14 protein-coding genes are annotated in these 15781 nt (G+C 57.6%); 3 read left to right on the top strand and 11 right to left on the bottom strand.

Going from position 1 to position 15781, the window contains the following annotated elements; translation table 11 throughout:
• Window positions 1-375: 375 nt before the first annotated feature.
• On the bottom strand, window positions 376-1683 hold the full coding sequence (gene hslU, locus ACR0ID_RS18440; protein WP_480607730.1) for an ATP-dependent protease ATPase subunit HslU: 1308 nt from the start codon (window positions 1681-1683) through the stop codon (window positions 376-378).
• 197 nt (window positions 1684-1880) lie between these two features.
• Between hslU and ACR0ID_RS18435 the strand changes: the two genes are divergently transcribed.
• Both ACR0ID_RS18435 and ACR0ID_RS18430 read left to right on the top strand, forming a co-directional pair.
• Window positions 1881-2282 carry a DM13 domain-containing protein gene (locus ACR0ID_RS18435; protein ID WP_480482580.1) on the top strand — a complete coding sequence of 134 codons (402 nt, stop codon included), beginning with the start codon at window positions 1881-1883 and terminating at the stop codon, window positions 2280-2282.
• 105 nt (window positions 2283-2387) lie between these two features.
• A complete protein-coding gene (locus ACR0ID_RS18430; protein ID WP_480607726.1) occupies window positions 2388-3629 on the top strand; it encodes an MFS transporter in 1242 nt (413 codons plus the stop codon).
• On the opposite strand, the gene hslV is transcribed toward ACR0ID_RS18430, so the two are convergent.
• Window positions 3621-4178 (bottom strand): ATP-dependent protease subunit HslV, encoded by a 558-nt coding sequence (hslV, locus tag ACR0ID_RS18425; RefSeq protein WP_480496391.1) that lies wholly within the window; start codon window positions 4176-4178, stop codon window positions 3621-3623. The genes ACR0ID_RS18430 and hslV overlap by 9 nt on opposite strands.
• 197 nt (window positions 4179-4375) lie before the next feature.
• On the opposite strand from hslV, the gene ACR0ID_RS18420 reads away from it, so the two are divergent.
• Window positions 4376-4570, top strand: coding sequence for a DUF1127 domain-containing protein (locus tag ACR0ID_RS18420; protein ID WP_480607723.1), 195 nt, complete (start codon window positions 4376-4378; stop codon window positions 4568-4570).
• Between the two features lie 62 nt (window positions 4571-4632).
• On the opposite strand, the gene ACR0ID_RS18415 is transcribed toward ACR0ID_RS18420, so the two are convergent.
• The 9 genes from ACR0ID_RS18415 to ACR0ID_RS18375 all read right to left on the bottom strand — a co-directional run bounded on the left by ACR0ID_RS18415 (window position 4633) and on the right by ACR0ID_RS18375 (window position 15775).
• Window positions 4633-4995 carry a Lin0512 family protein gene (locus tag ACR0ID_RS18415; RefSeq protein WP_480607720.1) on the bottom strand — a complete coding sequence of 121 codons (363 nt, stop codon included), beginning with the start codon at window positions 4993-4995 and terminating at the stop codon, window positions 4633-4635.
• Window positions 4992-5342 carry a Lin0512 family protein gene (locus ACR0ID_RS18410; RefSeq protein ID WP_480607717.1) on the bottom strand — a complete coding sequence of 117 codons (351 nt, stop codon included), beginning with the start codon at window positions 5340-5342 and terminating at the stop codon, window positions 4992-4994. Before ACR0ID_RS18410 ends, ACR0ID_RS18415 begins: the two co-directional genes overlap by 4 nt.
• A gap of 73 nt (window positions 5343-5415) precedes the next feature.
• Window positions 5416-5736 (bottom strand): thioredoxin, encoded by a 321-nt coding sequence (trxA, locus tag ACR0ID_RS18405; RefSeq protein ID WP_209505247.1) that lies wholly within the window; start codon window positions 5734-5736, stop codon window positions 5416-5418.
• 60 nt (window positions 5737-5796) lie between these two features.
• Complete coding sequence (addA, locus tag ACR0ID_RS18400; RefSeq protein ID WP_480607714.1) at window positions 5797-9156, bottom strand: double-strand break repair helicase AddA; 3360 nt, start codon at window positions 9154-9156, stop codon at window positions 5797-5799.
• Window positions 9153-12077, bottom strand: coding sequence for a double-strand break repair protein AddB (gene addB, locus ACR0ID_RS18395; protein ID WP_480607712.1), 2925 nt, complete (start codon window positions 12075-12077; stop codon window positions 9153-9155). The genes addA and addB overlap by 4 nt, the downstream gene beginning before the upstream one ends.
• Complete coding sequence (locus ACR0ID_RS18390; RefSeq protein ID WP_480607709.1) at window positions 12070-12756, bottom strand: nucleotidyltransferase family protein; 687 nt, start codon at window positions 12754-12756, stop codon at window positions 12070-12072. The genes addB and ACR0ID_RS18390 overlap by 8 nt, the downstream gene beginning before the upstream one ends.
• Complete coding sequence (locus ACR0ID_RS18385) at window positions 12753-13757, bottom strand: aminoglycoside phosphotransferase family protein (protein WP_480607707.1); 1005 nt, start codon at window positions 13755-13757, stop codon at window positions 12753-12755. Before ACR0ID_RS18385 ends, ACR0ID_RS18390 begins: the two co-directional genes overlap by 4 nt.
• A complete protein-coding gene (gene tsaE / locus ACR0ID_RS18380) occupies window positions 13754-14227 on the bottom strand; it encodes a tRNA (adenosine(37)-N6)-threonylcarbamoyltransferase complex ATPase subunit type 1 TsaE (RefSeq protein WP_480607705.1) in 474 nt (157 codons plus the stop codon). The genes ACR0ID_RS18385 and tsaE overlap by 4 nt, the downstream gene beginning before the upstream one ends.
• Window positions 14228-14269: 42 nt before the next feature.
• Window positions 14270-15775: a PAS-domain containing protein gene (locus tag ACR0ID_RS18375; protein ID WP_480607703.1), complete on the bottom strand. Its 1506-nt coding sequence runs from the start codon at window positions 15773-15775 to the stop codon at window positions 14270-14272.
• Between the last annotated feature and the right edge of the window lie 6 nt (window positions 15776-15781).

Below are 15781 nucleotides of genomic sequence, written 5' to 3'. Positions count from 1 at the left end.
AAATCCCCATGCCGCTGCGGGCGAATAACCAACACACCCGACAACCCCGTCCGCTCAATCTCCATAACACCTAACCTCAACCGTCTGTTGCATACGTTTTGGATTTGCCGCACGTATCTGAAATGTGACTTCGATTCGAAATTTTCAGAGCGTAGTTAACTGACCGCGCGAACAAGTTGAATGGGTAAGCTCTTTTGTCGAGTTTTGCGTCTGATGGCTTTGGCGACTTTCTTGACGGGGCTCTTTGCTGAACTTCTGATTGTCCATTCCTTGCTGGTGGCCAAAAATGCAATCACGTGAATAGAAAAACGCTTTGTTTGGAACGAAAGAGCGGAGTAAAGAAACGGGAAAAGCGGCAGTATCGGATCCGAGCTACTACAAAACGTAACGGCTCAAATCCGCCGACTTGGTCAATTCGCCCAGATTGTCGTTCACGAATTGCGCATCGACCGTTATTTCCGTTCCGGCCCTGTCTGGTGCGGTGAATGACAGCTCTTCAAAGACCCGTTCCATGACGGTGTAAAGCCGCCGCGCACCAATGTTTTCAACGCTTTGATTCACGTCGGCTGCGATCCGCGCCAGGGCGGCAATACCATCCTCGGTAAACCCAACCGTAACCTCTTCGGTGGCCATGAGGGCCGTGTACTGACGGGTCAATGCGTTGTCGGTTTCGGTCAGGATACGCACGAAGTCTTCCTCGGTCAGCGCGCGCAGCTCTACCCGGATGGGCAGACGACCCTGCAATTCGGGCAGAAGGTCTGATGGTTTGGCGATATGGAACGCACCGGATGCGATGAACAGGATGTGGTCGGTTTTAACAGGACCGTGCTTTGTCGAGACGGTTGTGCCTTCGATCAGAGGCAGCAGATCGCGCTGCACCCCTTCACGACTTACATCACCACCACGCGCTTCTGTGCGGGCACAGACCTTGTCAATCTCGTCCAGAAAAACGATGCCGTTCTGCTCCACCGATTCCAATGCGGTGCGGGTGACCGTCTCATCGTCCAGCAGCTTGTCGGCCTCTTCCCCGATCAGAACCTCATAGCTTTCGGCGACAGTCAGACGTTTTCTAACAGTGCGCCCGGCAAACGCCTTACCGAAGATATCGCCCAGATTCATCATCCCCATCTGACCGCCAGGCTGTCCCGGAATATCGAACATCGGCATTGGGTTTGAACTGTCCGCGACGTCCAGTTCAATGACCGTCTCATCCAGCTCACCCGACTTGAGCTTTTTGCGGAACATCTCTCGTGTGCCTTCACGGGCATCCGTACCAGCGATGGCGTCAATCACGCGGTCTTCGGCGGCCTGATAGGCTTTGGCCTTGACATCTTCGCGCATGAATTCCCGGGTTTGCAGAATGGCGGCATCGGCCAGATCGCGGATGATCTGTTCCACGTCGCGACCGACATAGCCAACCTCGGTGAACTTCGTGGCTTCGACCTTGATAAAGGGTGCGCGCGCAAGCTTGGCCAGACGGCGGCTGATCTCGGTTTTGCCGACACCGGTGGGGCCGATCATCAGGATGTTCTTTGGATACACCTCTTCGCGAATATCGTCCGGCAACTGCTTGCGGCGCCAGCGGTTGCGCAGTGCAACGGCCACGGCGCGCTTGGCATCCTTTTGCCCGATAATGAAACGATCCAGTTCCGAGACAATCTCGCGCGGGGTCAGGTCGGTCATATGTGTTCTATCCGTTTGTTTCGCACCGAAACCTAATCATAAGCTGCGAAAACACAAGCTGATCACAAAAAACTCACGCCAACACACGAACCGAACACGGAAATTCGAGGTGATGTGAATCGCCACACAGATATTTGCTGCGCATAGTCTGCGTCAACGGGCAAAGTCACCCGCACTTATCTAATGGAGAACATAAAATGATGACTCGTCGTTCACTTTTTCTGAACGCGGCTGCCACTGGCGCGGCTCTGACTCTGGTCGGCACCAATGCGGCTTTGGCCGGGGGTGACAAGAAAAAGGGTCATTTCGAGGGGCGCTCGAAGCACGAAACCAGCGGCTCGGTCAAAGTAAAAAAGGATGGCGATCGTTATATCGTTGAATTAGGCAACGACTTTTCGTTGGACGGTGGCCCCGACCCGCGTGTGGCATTCGGTAAGGATGGCGAATACGACCCGTCATCTAAGCTGGGTGCACTGCTGAATTTGAAAGGCAAGCAATCTTATGCGGTGCCTCCAACTATGGACATCTCGGGCTACAACGAAGTTTACATCTGGTGTGAGGTCGCTGGCGTCCCGCTGGGTGTTGCGTCGCTTAAATAATCTGAACGACAGAGGCCGGATCATCCGGCCTCTAATCCGTCGTTAGCTGACACGGCGCATATCTGCTACACTCGCCCCAAAGCATTTGAGCACGGGGCGAGTTGTATGACGAAGATTGCCAAGATTACCCTGCTGTTCGTGGTGTTTGTGGATCTGATCGGGCAAGGCCTGGTCTTTCCCATCATCAATTCGCTGATCATGGAAACGAACTCGGGTTTCCTGCCTGAAAGTACGCCTGTCGGCCGCAGGCATTTTTACTACGGTCTGGTGATCGGATGTTTTTTCCTATCGTGGTTTCTGGGTGTTGTTTATGTCTCGAAAGTGTCTGACTCGATCGGGCGAAAGAATGCGTTGCTGGTCTGCCTTGGGGGGGCGTTGGCCGGATATGCGCTGACCATTGTGGCGCTTTATCTCAATAACCTGCTTCTGCTGATCGTCGGCCGTTCGATTACCGGGTTCACTGCGGGCAATCAGCCCATCGCGCAGGCAGCGATGATCGATGGCAGCACTGACGCGTCTGACCGGGACCGAAACATGGGCTACATCGTGACAGGTGTCAGCTTTGGCCTTGTCGGCGGGCCGATCATCGGCGCGGTTTTGTCGGATTCGGCGCTGTTTGGCGGCTTTGCCACGCTGAAAACCCCGTTCTATGGCGCGTTCGTGTTGGTTCTGGTGGCGATATTTCTGGTGCTGCTCTTTTTCAAGGACACCCGAACCAAGCGCGAGCCCTTTGTGTTTCGCCCCCGTGATATTACCGACAGCCTGATCGCAGTTGGCGAACACCCACTGGTTCTGAAAATCCTGCCGGTTTATTCGTTTTTCATGATCGCCAATGTCACATTCTACGTGTTTGTCGACAATTTCCTAACCAGCGCATTCGGGTATGGGGTCATCGGGGGCAGCGTGGCGATGGTGGTCATCGGTGTGGCGCTGGCCTTTTCCAGCACGTTCCTGGTGAAGCCTGCCCAGGAAAGGTTCAGCAAACACGCGATCATTTACACGTCGCTTGTGGTGATGGTCATTTGCGGGTTTGCCTTTGCCTTCAGCCCAAGCGGTGTATTCAGCTATGTCCCGGTGTTTTTCTTCTATTTCCTGTTCGGGGTCGCCTATCCAACGCTGTTGGGCCTGTTCTCCTCAAGCGTCAGCGAGGCGGATCAGGGCTGGGCCATGGGCGTGGCCACTGCCGTGTTCTGCCTTGCGGGCGGGATCATGTCACTGATCGGTGGCGGATTGATGAGCATCGATATCCGCGTGCCCTATTACATCGTGATCGTAGCGGCGGTCCTGGGGTTGATCGGCATGCACCGTCGATGGAAAGGCAAAGAGATCAAAGCGCTTTTAGCCTGAGATCGTCTCAACCGTCAGGTTGCCATTGGTATAGACGCAGATATCTGCTGCGATGGCCATGGATTGCCGGGCGATGTCCTCTGCGGATCTGTCGCTGTCCATCATGGCACGCGCGGCGGCCAGAGCGAAGTTGCCTCCCGACCCGATGGCAGCCACATTGTGTTCGGGTTCCAGAACATCCCCTGCCCCGGTGATGACAAGCAGATCCTTGCCGTCTGTCACGATCAGCATCGCCTCAAGCTTTTGCAGATACTTGTCTGTGCGCCAGTCCTTGGCGAGTTCAACTGAGGCGCGGGCCAGTTGGCCGGGCGTAGCCTCAAGCTTGGCTTCCAGCCGTTCCAGCAACGTGAAGGCATCCGCTGTCGATCCGGCAAAACCTGCCACGATCTCGAACCCTCCGGGAGACAGGCGACGCACCTTGCGCGCGGTGCCCTTGATCACGGTCTGACCCAGACTCACCTGACCGTCGCCGGCAATGACGACATGACCGTCCTTCTTGACGCCGATAATCGTTGTGCCGTGCCAACCGGGAAAGTCGTTATCTGCCATGATCGTCTCCGCTTTTGCTGGCGGTATATATGGGCCGGACCTGTTGTTGGCGCAACCCATTGCCAAACTGCCCAAAAGATATGCAAAAAATGCAATTCGGGGTTACCGGACCAGCAATTGTGAGTCCGGCCAAGCGGTACTAGATGAGGCTCACAACCGACGACGGGTCGGCTGTTTCTTCAATAAGGACTGCGCACATGGCAACCACAGCTAATATTCATGCGCCGCTCGGAGCAGCTACCATCCTGCACGTGGCGGACGTTTTCATCAATGCATTCGACAATATTGTCGCATGGAATGAAGCCCGTAAAACACGGAACCTTCTGTCGGAACTTAGCGACACGCAGCTGGACGATATCGGTCTGAGCCGCGCGGATATCGCAAAAATCTGATCCAACCGACGGATCGTCACACCGAACCAGCCGCCCGGATTTCCGAGCGGCTTTTTCGTTGCTCAGTTCTGGACGTATTTCCCGGCAAGATCGGGTAAAAAGGCTTCGACCGCGGCAGTTGCAATGACGTGCAGAGTGCCAGCTTCTTCATCAGCGACATCCAGACCACCTTTGACCGCGCGAACCTCGACCCGGCCGCGCGGCAAGTCGGCAGCAACCAGCTCGCAATTCACCTGCTCCGGATTCTGAACGCCGATTGTCACACGCACGCGCATTTCGTTGTGATCGATCCCCAGCTTTGAAAACAGCGTGATGGATGAATGATGCAGCGCGTCCTGTACCGCGCGGCGGGCTGCTTTGGTATAATCCTGGCCATAAAGGTCATTGCCGTTGCCCATTTCCAGGATGATCCGCTTTTCACTCATTGCGCCGGGTCCATGTCGAAAGAAACGATCAGTGCAGCGTTGGCTATCACCGTGTGGTCGTCACCATTCGGTTTTTCGATGTCCAGCCCACCTTTTGTGACGGTAATGTTGGGCTGACCATAAGGGAAAACGGCTTTGAGGGCGTCGGTATCCACTTGATCCGGCTGCTGCACGCCGATCTCGGCATCGATGATCATCGCCTCTTTCGGGAAACCAAAAAGTTCGGCCATATTGACCGAGTTGTGCCACAGCGCGTCCCTGATCGCCCGCAGCGACGCCTCGGTATAGTCCATCCGGCGCAGGGATGTGCCCATCCCGAATTCTACAAGAACGCGCGTTTTTGCCATTGGTTTCCCCGCCGTTTCAACAAAAAAGGCGCCCCAATCTGAGACGCCTTTCGAACAATCCGTTATCGCCAGATCAGATGGATTCGTCGATCCAGCTTTGCAGCGCGGCTTTGGGGGCAGCGCCTGCGCGGTTCGATACAACCTGACCGTCCTTAAAGATGAACAGCGCCGGGATGCCGCGCACGCCCATGGCGGCGGCAGAGTTCGGGTTGTTGTCCACGTCCACCTTGGCGATCTTGACCTTGCCGCCATATTCGGCGGCCAGCTCTTCCAGTGCCGGACCAATCTGCTTACAGGGTCCGCACCATTCGGCCCAGAAATCCACTACAACTGGAACGTCCGAGTTCTTGACTTCGGCGTCAAAGGTTTCGTCGGTGACGGCTACGGTCGACATATTATGTCTCCTGAATGAAATGCGCTTGGGCTGTGAAGGTAGGGGTGGCAGTAGGCAAGGTCAAGATATCTGGGTGCAGGCCACGGCATCCGTCACAAGATCGTGTGGCAACCACATAAGATTTGCCGTTCTTGTCCAAAGGATTGCGGTGCGTATCTTATGGTCCGGATAGATCTGCGACAGGGCCTGCGCATACGCGCCCATTTGGCGAAGCAACCCTTCGGGGCAATCTTCGACCCGGTTCGGAACGGTGGCATTTGATTTGAAATCAATTACATGGACTTCGGTGTCCGTCACGATCAGGCGGTCGACAATCCCATACATTCGCTGCCCGCGCAGGTCGGCAGTTACAGGTACTTCAGCCAATGTGTCCGGCGTGAAAATGTGTCGCAGGCTTTCGGATGTCAGCACGCCTGTGACTTCGGTCAGCAATGCGTTCTGATCCTCTTGCCCCATGCCGGGCAGCAGGCGGGCGCAAAGCTCTGGCCAGTGGTCCTGCGTGACTTTGGGCAGATGCTCAAGCAGCAGGTGCACGCGGGTTCCGCGCAGTTTGGCAGCGTCTTCATCCAGACCAGCGTCACCTGGCAACGCCTTGGCCCCACCCAGATCCGAAGGGCTGATGGTGGCCGCAGGTACAACCGGTTCAGGTGCAGGGTGCAGGAACATATCAGGTAGATCTGAATGTCCAGCCGATGCGCGTGACAGCTCAACCAGTGGAAACCCATCCCAGTCGCCATGGGACAGCCGACGTGTATCTGAGCCAGGCAGTTGCGTTGCCCCGGCCCTTTCCATCGCTGCTTCTACCATCTGGTACCAGCTGTTGCCATCTTTACCCAAATCACCTGCCGCTGCCACGATCAGCCACTTTTCAGCCCTTGTTAGAGCCACATAAAGCAAGCGAAGCCGTTCATTTTCCTCGCGGGTGCGCGCCTCTGTCCGGGCGCGAGTGATCAGGTTCGGCGATTGGTCTGCCGAAACCTTCCACAGGGGTGTCCCGTCTGCCACCATGATTTCGGCGTCGCGTGGCGGCTGGCGTTTGCCGGTATCAGGCAGAATGACGATCGGAGCCTCCAGACCTTTCGAGCCGTGCACCGTCATCACCCGGATCATATTTCCGACCCCGCTCATCTGTCGTTTGATCTCCAGATCGTCGGTCTGCATCCAGACCAGAAATCCAGTCAGGCTGGGGATATCCGTCCGCTCGTAGGCCAACGCCTGCGATAGCAGGGCATTGATACCGTCCTCAGCCTCGGGTCCCAGTCGGCCCAACAGGTTTCGTCGCCCGTCGTGTCGGGTCAGAATGCGTTCAATCAGGTCATAGGGGCGCAGAAAGTCGATTTGACTGCGCAGATCGTTCAGCACGGCCAGGGTTTCGGGGAAATCGTCGGCGCGCCTGCGCAAAGCGGCCCACAGGAATTGCTCCTCCCGCCGATGGGCAAGATCGAAAAGCTGCTGCTCGGACCATCCGAACAGTGGGGATTTCAGAACTGTCGCCAGCGACAGGCTGTCTTCGGGCGTCGCCAGAAAGCTAAGCAGCGCAGCCAGATCCTTGACCGCAAGTTCGGCACCCACTTTCAGCCGGTCCGCCCCGGCGATGGGAAGCCCGGCAACCTTGCAGGCGCGGATGATCTCGGCGAACAGGTCAGACCGGCGTTGCACCAGGATCAGAAAATCACCGGGCTGAACTTTGCGTCGAACAAACTGGCCCTGTGTGTCCCCGTCTTCAGGTATAGTTTCGCCGTCATCGATCATTTTTTTGATCGACGCAGCCACCCGTTCGGCCAGAATAACGGTATGGTGCCGTGATCCGGGCCGGTCCACCGGATCGGTCCAATCCCCCTCCTCCGCGTCCTCGACTTTCTCGACGACGGGCCAAAGATCAACCCGACCGGGCAAATCGGATTTGAAGGCGCGGTGCTGACTTTCCTTCTGAAATCCTGCATCGGCGCGGTTTTCAAAAAGCGTGTCGACCAGAGACAAGATCGCGCTGGAGGATCGGAATGAATATTCCAGCGTCGAATCCCACAGTTTAGAGCCTGATTCAGAGAGTTTCCGGTCAAACTCTTCCTGCATACGGTCAAAGGCTTGCGGGTCGGCGCCCTGAAAGGAATAGATCGATTGTTTTTTATCGCCGACAACAAAGATAGTGCGCTCGACCCCTGATCGGGCCCCTTCCCCGCTGGTGAATTCCTGAGCCAGTTTTTCCACCACATCCCATTGATCGGGGCTGGTGTCCTGCGCTTCGTCGACAAGAATGTGGTCGATACCCCCGTCCAGACGGTACAGCACCCATTCAGCCACCGCCGGGTCATTCATAACCTGACGTGCGCGCAGTATCAGGTCGTCGAAATCCAGCCACCCCTGCAACTGCTTGCGGCGTTCATATTCCGGTAGGAATGCAGCGGCAAAGCGGTGCAAAACGGCGGTTTTCTGGGCAGCAACCAGCGCCAGTCGGCATTCACGCGCAGCTTCGACCCGCAGCATGAGAGCTTCGAGTTGAGGCATCCGGTCCGCCAGCGCACCTTCGCGAAGGGGCTTGGTGGGAAAGCCGTTGATCTTGGCGGTGAACGGTTCTTTTGCGCCTTTTCCGGTCAGCAGCACGTCTTCCAGCATGGGCAAGTGAGCCAATCGTGCTTCGGTAAACCCTGCCAGCCTTGCCGCTGCCTTGGCATTATTGCCGCCACTTTCGAGCAATAGGGGCAACATTGACTGGATCAGCTCAACCTCACCACCCAAAAAAACGCTTTGGAACAACGCATTATCGCTAAAATGCGAGGGCAGCTCGAAGCGTTGCAACAGATCAGACCAATCCAGTTGTTGCGCGAACAGGTTGCGCTTTTGGGCGATCGCCGCAGTCAGCTTGTCAAAGCCTGAATCGGTGACAAACCGGGCCACGTCTTCGATCAGCCTTGCCTGCGGGCCTTCCGCGAAATCTTCAACAATTTCTTCCCTCAGCAAAGCTGCCGCACGGTCTTCCATTTCCGAAAACTGCGGGCTGACCCCGGCCTCGAGCGGGAAACGACGCAGCAACGAGGCGCAGAAAGAATGAATTGTCTGGATTTTCAAGCCGCCCGGCGTCTCAATGGCGCGGGCAAACAGGGTTCGCGCTTGTGCCAACCGGTCTGAATCGATGGCGCCGGTCACGCCCAGTTCGGCCAGGTCCTTTTGCAGCCTGGCGTCTTCAAGCATTGCCCATTTGCCAAGACGGTCAAACAACCGGTTTTGCATCTCGCTGGCAGCGGCTTTGGTATAGGTCAGACAAAGAATGTGTTGTGGCTGGACGCCACCCAGCAGCAGGCGCGCCACCCGATCGGTCAAAACCCGTGTCTTCCCTGACCCTGCATTGGCGGCCAGCCAGGTCGAGGCATCGGGTCGCGAGGCCTGCACCTGCCGTTCGGTTGCTTCGTTGCGCGCGCTCATGTCAGATCCTCGGTGCGCGTTTCGGCTGTCCGGTCCCACTCGCCGAACCGGGCAAGATGATCATAGTCACCGATATCCGTATCTTTGTGCAGCATTCGGCGGGACGAATACCCCTGATCAGACTCTAAATAGGCTGATATCAACTCTTTCAGCTCGGTCAAAACCTTGTCGGCGGGTTCTTTCAGCAGCGGCGCGGGCACCTCTTTATAGGCACCACCCATACCGATGAAGATGGCCTCTGCCACCGCCATCGGGTCAAGCCCCTCGATACCGCCCTGCTCGGCCATTGCGGCCTCGATCAGCAATTGCTTGTCGAATTTGGATTGCTGGCTTTCTGTTGGAGGCGCGCCGGTTTTATAGTCGATGATCCGCAAGGCCCCCCGGCTGTTGTGATCGATCCGGTCAGCGCGCCCTGTGATGGTGAAGTCCAACGGGTTCAGCACCAGCTTCATCTCCGCTTCAAAGGCCACTGGCCCACCGTCACCCCGGCGCGAAAGTTCAGCGCTGATAAAGTCGTCTGCGATCCGTTCCAGCCGCGCCAGCCACAGATGTCGCGCCGTGGGCCAGGCGACATGCTGCTCCAGTAATGTGTGCGCGCGTTTCAGAAAATTCTCACGCGTCAGCAAGGCGTTGTCGAGCACGCTATCCTTGACGAAATGTTCGAGGATTTCGTGGATCACGATCCCCCGCAGCAACGCGTCGGGTGCCTGGACAAGCGGATCGAGAGGTTTCAACCGCAGCACATGCTTGGCGTAAATGGCATAGGGATCGCGGATCAGTCGCTTGATTTCCGTTACTGACAAGTGACGCGGACGCGCGACAACTGGCGGGCGCGGGGATGGGCGTGGCGCGGGGTCAATGCGCGGCGCATCTTCCAGAGCCTCGGACCAGTTCAGCCAGTTTTGGCCACGGGCGCGCATTTCGGCCAGCGCTTGGGGGCCACCCTGCTCAGGCAGACCCTGCAACAGATTTGTCAGCCGATTCACCCAACGGGACGGCACCGTTTCCGCATCGTCCGAGCGGGTTGCACGGGTTAGCCAGACCTCGGGCGCGCCGATGGCCTGTTGAAAGTCATGCGCCGACAGGCCGATCCGGCGTTCAGGCAATAACAGGCCCGCCCTGTCGCGCATCTGTCGGTTCAGCCAGGGGTCGGGCGCCGGTGCCTCTGGCCAACTGCCTTCATTCAATCCGCCAAGGATCAACAGGTGTGCACCTTGTACCCGCGCTTCGAGTGTGCCCCAGATCATGATATGCGGATGTGGCGCGTCGCGGTCGCGGACCTCTTCTCCGGCAAGCAGCGCGCCCAGAAGATCGGCAAAATCATGGGCTGTCATCGGCCCGCCATGTTGCGCCTCATCCCTGAGGGAATTCAGCACTGCCAGCGCCTTTTGACCCGCGTTCTTGTCCCACAACGTGCCGGTTTCACCTGCGCTGCCAGCCGAGATCGCCTCGGCCAGTGTTGTGAGCCGATCTACCCAGTCGGAAAGCGCCAACTCGCCACTGATCTGCTGATCGCAGAAGTGGTGAACAACCCAATGGACCCAGCTTTCGGGGGCTTCTTTGCGTACTGCAAATGCGGTGAGGCTGGTGCCATCCGGAAATGGTGGGCCATTGCGGCGCAGATCCAGTTCCAGATCACGCGTGTGCAGCAAATGTTTACCGCGTTCACTGCCGTCATGGCACAAAGGGTGCTTTAGCAATGTAAGCAGCGCCTCGCCGTCCAGACGGCGCGTGAACAGACCAGCCACATGTCGCAGAAACCGGCCCGGAGGCGAGAGTTGCAGCGGCAGACCGGCGCTGTCATCTGCCAGAATGTTCCACCGATCCAGCGCGGCGCTTACCTGACGGGTCAACATGCGATCCGGCGTAATCAGGGCGGCGGTCTGACCGGTTTCGGCAGCTTGTCGCAGGCGCAGGGCAATGGCCAAAGCCTCGTCCCGCGGTGATTGCGCCTCGACCAGTGTCAGGTCTTTGGTTGCGCCGAGTAGATCAGCCAGTTTCGGGCCTTCGCTCATCCAGGCATCGGTGATCGGGGCTGGGCGCAAAGCCAGGGAAACCAGACGGTTACGGGCAGGCGAGGGGGCGTTCAGGTCTGTCCATGGAGTAATCTGGCCGGGTGACAGGCCCAGCCCGCGCATCAGCTTGCGAAACCGGTATTGCGGATGATCCTCCGAAGTCAACGCATCATTCAACCCTTCCCAAACGTGATCCGGCTGGTCGAAATCGTATCCGGGCAGTACCAGCGCCCCTTGCGGCAAGCGCGCGACGGCATCCATCAGCATCAGCGTGGTGCCGCGCGAACCGGTCGACCCGGCCAGAATAACCGGATGCAGGGGGGGATCGGTTTGCCAGCGGGTGATCAGGTTTTCGACCACGCGACGTTGGCGGGCCTGCGCGTCCATCACCTGCGAGCCCGTGTCAATGAAATGATCTGCGATACCGATAAAGGTCTGAGCCCGCGCCCAATGGCCGGACATGTCGCTGACATCCAGCCCCCGGATCGTGTCCGGTGACACACCTTCGCCCTGCATTTCGTCGATCAGTGCCGCCAGACTGTCGGACAGGTCAAAAATCGACGACCGGGCGGCCAAATCCGGTTGTTGTTCCAACAATTTGGCCACCAGCTGAGACAATTCCAGACGCCGCCGAAGGGGCGGGATGGCAGGTGGAATATGCGCCAGATCAGCGCTGTCCCCCAGATCGGTTAACAGCGTGATGCGGGGCAGCAGGCATGGTGGCCCCTGATTGAACAGATCACGTACGCGCCGTTCCATACGCCGCGTGTTCAACACCAGCCCCACCCGCGCCAAAGCCTCGGGCGGGCCTGAACAACGCCGCCTCAGGCCGTCGACCAACGCCTTGGGGAAATCCGTACCGGGCGGGACGGCGAAGACTCGGGGCAGGGGTCCGGGGTCAAACATCTGCCAGCAAATCCTCGGCCAGAGCGATCCCATCGGGGTGGCCCACATCACACCAGCGACCGGGATACTCGATGCCGAACAAACGCCCCTGATCGTGCATCTGGTTCCAAAGCAGGTTCAACGAAAACGCCGGTTGCGAAATGGCGTGCAACCCTTGTGTCTTGAGGATCTGCGCGCCCCCGTAAACCAAGCCGGGCCCACGCGTGATCCGCCCCACCCGATCGGCGGTAAAATCACCCGGCCTGTCGTGACCAATGGCCTGCGCAGTCGGAACACACATCAAAAGCGCATCCATGCGGGACGGGTCCCATGCGTTTTGCAGCAGCATCAATGGATTTGGGCCGGACCAGATTGCGTCGGTATTCAGTGTGAACACAGGGTCGGTGCCCAGCAATGGCAGGGCTGCGCGCAACCCGCCGCCGGTTTCCAAAATCTCCGGCTCTTCCGGCGATATCAGAATGCCTTTGGGCCTGAGATGCGCGTCGAGCTGATCGGCGTGGTAATGCACGTTTGCCACTGTGCGAACAGGGCCAAGGTTGTCGACAAGATCCAGCGCGTGGTCGATCAGGGCGCGCCCGGACACTTCGATCAGCGGTTTGGGTCGGTCCTTGGTCAACGCGCCCATACGGGTGCCAAACCCGGCGGCAAACAACATTACGGCAAAGGGCGATCCGGTCATTGGGGCCTCAGCCTGGCCAAATTCTGAGGTGTTGGTCGGGGCAGAGCGTCGTGCAGCAGCGAGGCCACCGAAACAAGGGCAGGGTGTTCCAGATCCCTCATGAGGTGCGACCAGACCGCCGGGATCATGTCCAGATATTGCGGCTTGCCGTAGTCGGTTGCCAGCCGCGAAAAACCGCCAAGGATGCGAAGATTTCGCTGCGCGCCCAATACGCTGTACGCGGTACGAAATTCGTGATCGTCCATACCTGACCCTGCAATATAGCGGTTGATCATCTGCATTTCTGTCCCGACCGAAACATCGCGGCGAATGTCCTGAAGCAAGGACACCAGATCATAGGCGGGGTGCCCCAGCATGGCCAATTGGAAATCCAGCAATCCGACGCGCCTTATGCCGTCGCGCTTGGGCAGCCACAGAAGGTTTTCTGCGTGATAGTCCCTTTGAATGACAACTTTGTCCCCAGAGGTTTCGCGGTGCAAAATATCTGCAAACCGAAGTTCGAACCGGTCCAGAACGTCCTGATCAACATTGCCCTGAATGCCAGCGGCATATTTCGTAAGCGCCAGTGCCGCCAAGTCCGTCATCAGGGCTGGATCGTAAGACGGTAGTGATAATATTGGCGCCTGATGCAGGTGCAGCAGCACGTCTGTCGCGGCCTCGTACAAAAGGCGTTCTTTGGACGGGTCTTTTTTAAGGACGCGTGCAAACAGATCATCACCCAGATCTTCCAGCAGCAGAAATCCATATTCAGCGTCTTCTGCGTAAATCTCGGGCGCACTCAGGCCAATCGAACGCAGATACTCGGCAACACGCACAAACGATTCGACGCTTTCGCCCTTGTCAGGTGGTGCATCCATCAGGACAGCCGTTCGCCCACTGACCGGATCGGTCACGCGTTCGTACCGGCGGTTCGATGCGTCGCCGGCCAGTGGTGCACGCGTTGCCCCGGCCCAAGGAGTTTGTGCAATAAGGGCCTCTGCCAGGACTGTCCTGTTTGTCATCCGGCATTCTCCAACTTGTCTACCCATTTCGGATCGGTCCATGACAAGGACATGTGGCGGGTTTCTTCTGTGTCATGGTCTGTTTCGAAGGCCAGTTTTAACGCAGCGACAGGGGCTAGTGCGCCCAGTTTTTCCGGCCATTCCACAAGGCAGATTGCTGTGTCAAAGGCTTCAACCAAACCCAGTTCATCCACTTCCTCTAACGCGTTCAGCCGATAAAGATCGCAGTGCCAGATCTCACCGGCAGGGGTGTCATAGGTCTGAACCAAAGTGAATGTGGGTGATGGCACGTCTTCCGGTTCAGGCATAAGTGATTGAATGAGGTTGCGCGCGAAATGCGTCTTGCCGCTGCCGATTGCGCCGCTAAGCAACAGGACGTCCCCGGCACCAAGCGAAGACCCGACACGGGCCGCGAAATCTGCGGTTTCATCGGGCGATTTAAACGTCAGGGTTTGGGAGGTCGTCGTCATGGCGTCACAATGACGTTCTGCCCAATCGGCTGCAACCCCGGTTCAGGCGCTGATCTGTTCCAACGGGGCGGTTTTTGTCAGAAGATCCACGGGTGCAAACCGCACGATCGTCGCACCGTTATGAACTGGTGAAACCGTGCAGTCCAAAGTGATGCCTGACCGCATCCGGATTTCAGCCGTCCATTCCGCCCGGTTATCCCGCATTTCGACAAAATCCCGGATCTCTCCGAGGATCGGCGTAGCAATACAATGGTCCTGCCACCGCCGCGTAACATCGGTGACCGTGTCGGTCTGAAAGCCGATTTCCTGTGCGTCGCCCCAAAGCTTTTCGTAGGCGTAGTTGGTAAGGGCCAGGGTGCCATCATCGGCAAATACAGCGATTGCATCGGCCAGCTTGTCCAATATGGATTGCATCAGATCCATCTCGGACCGGAAGCGTCGCGTCAACGTGATTTCGGCAGTAATATCTTCGAACAGAAACGCAACGGCCCCATCGGGATGCGGCCTGCCGCTTACAGAATAAACTGAGCCAGAGGGCAGCGACCATGTTTCGTGATAATTACCGCCCTCGGCTGCTTCGAGCAGGTCGTTCATCTGACGCCGCCATGTACGGTAGTTCTTGGGCTCTGGCATCATGTGCTGATCCCTAAGCCGGTCGAAAAAACTGCTGATTTTCGGGCGGCAGCTGAGGAAATCCGGCGGCAGCGTGGTCAGATCGATCAGGGCCGGGTTGAACAGCGCCAGTTGCCGGTTGCGATCGAAAATGGCCAGGCCGATCGAAAGTTGAGCAAAGGTCTTGGTCATGGTCTGCACGAACTTGCGTTGCGCGGTTTCCGCTTCGACAATAGCGTTGATGTCTGTGGCGTAACATAACCGCCCGTCGTCCTGCACGATCTGCGTCAGGTCGAACCACAACTTGCTGTTGGTTCCTGTCACTTCCACCGCCACTCTTGATTTTCCGAGCGACGGAGCATCAGAGGTGTCCGGGAACAGTGGGGCAGTCAGATCGGCATCCTGACCACGTGCCCGGCGAACAAGCGTGACATAAGCTGCATTGCACCACTGCACCTGGCTGTTGTGATCCAGCAACCATACCGGATAGGGGGCCTGTTCCATGGCCAGACGGCTCGGTTCACTCAGCGCGCTTGACCTGGTCGGAGAGATTCGGGCCGGTTCGTGCAGACGCACGCGGACAATCCCGTCGATCCATTCACACACCACTTCGCGTTCGACTGTGCAATCAATGGCCGAGATTACCAGTACGTTTTGGTCGCGAACTTTTTCGGGTGTTTCGGGGAAGGTGGGGAAATCTCTTTTCAGCAGGCGGTGCAAATCCTGCCAGCTTCCAACATGCTCGAACCCGGCAAGCGCGATATCGGAGTGGCTGATCAGGTGATCACCATCAAACAGGAATACCGCATCAAACAGGGATGTTGTTGAAAACAAGCCAAAGACATCGTCGCGTCGCGTCTGGCGTGGCAATAACCACTGTACGGCAAAGCATCCCGATACCAGGCTGATCGCGGCCAGAATGATCCAATCGGCCATTAATTT

This window comes from Ruegeria sp. AL2 (genome assembly GCF_056540845.1).
The sequence above is the reverse complement of the archived record's forward strand: the minus strand, read 5'-3'. Positions and strand labels throughout refer to the sequence as shown.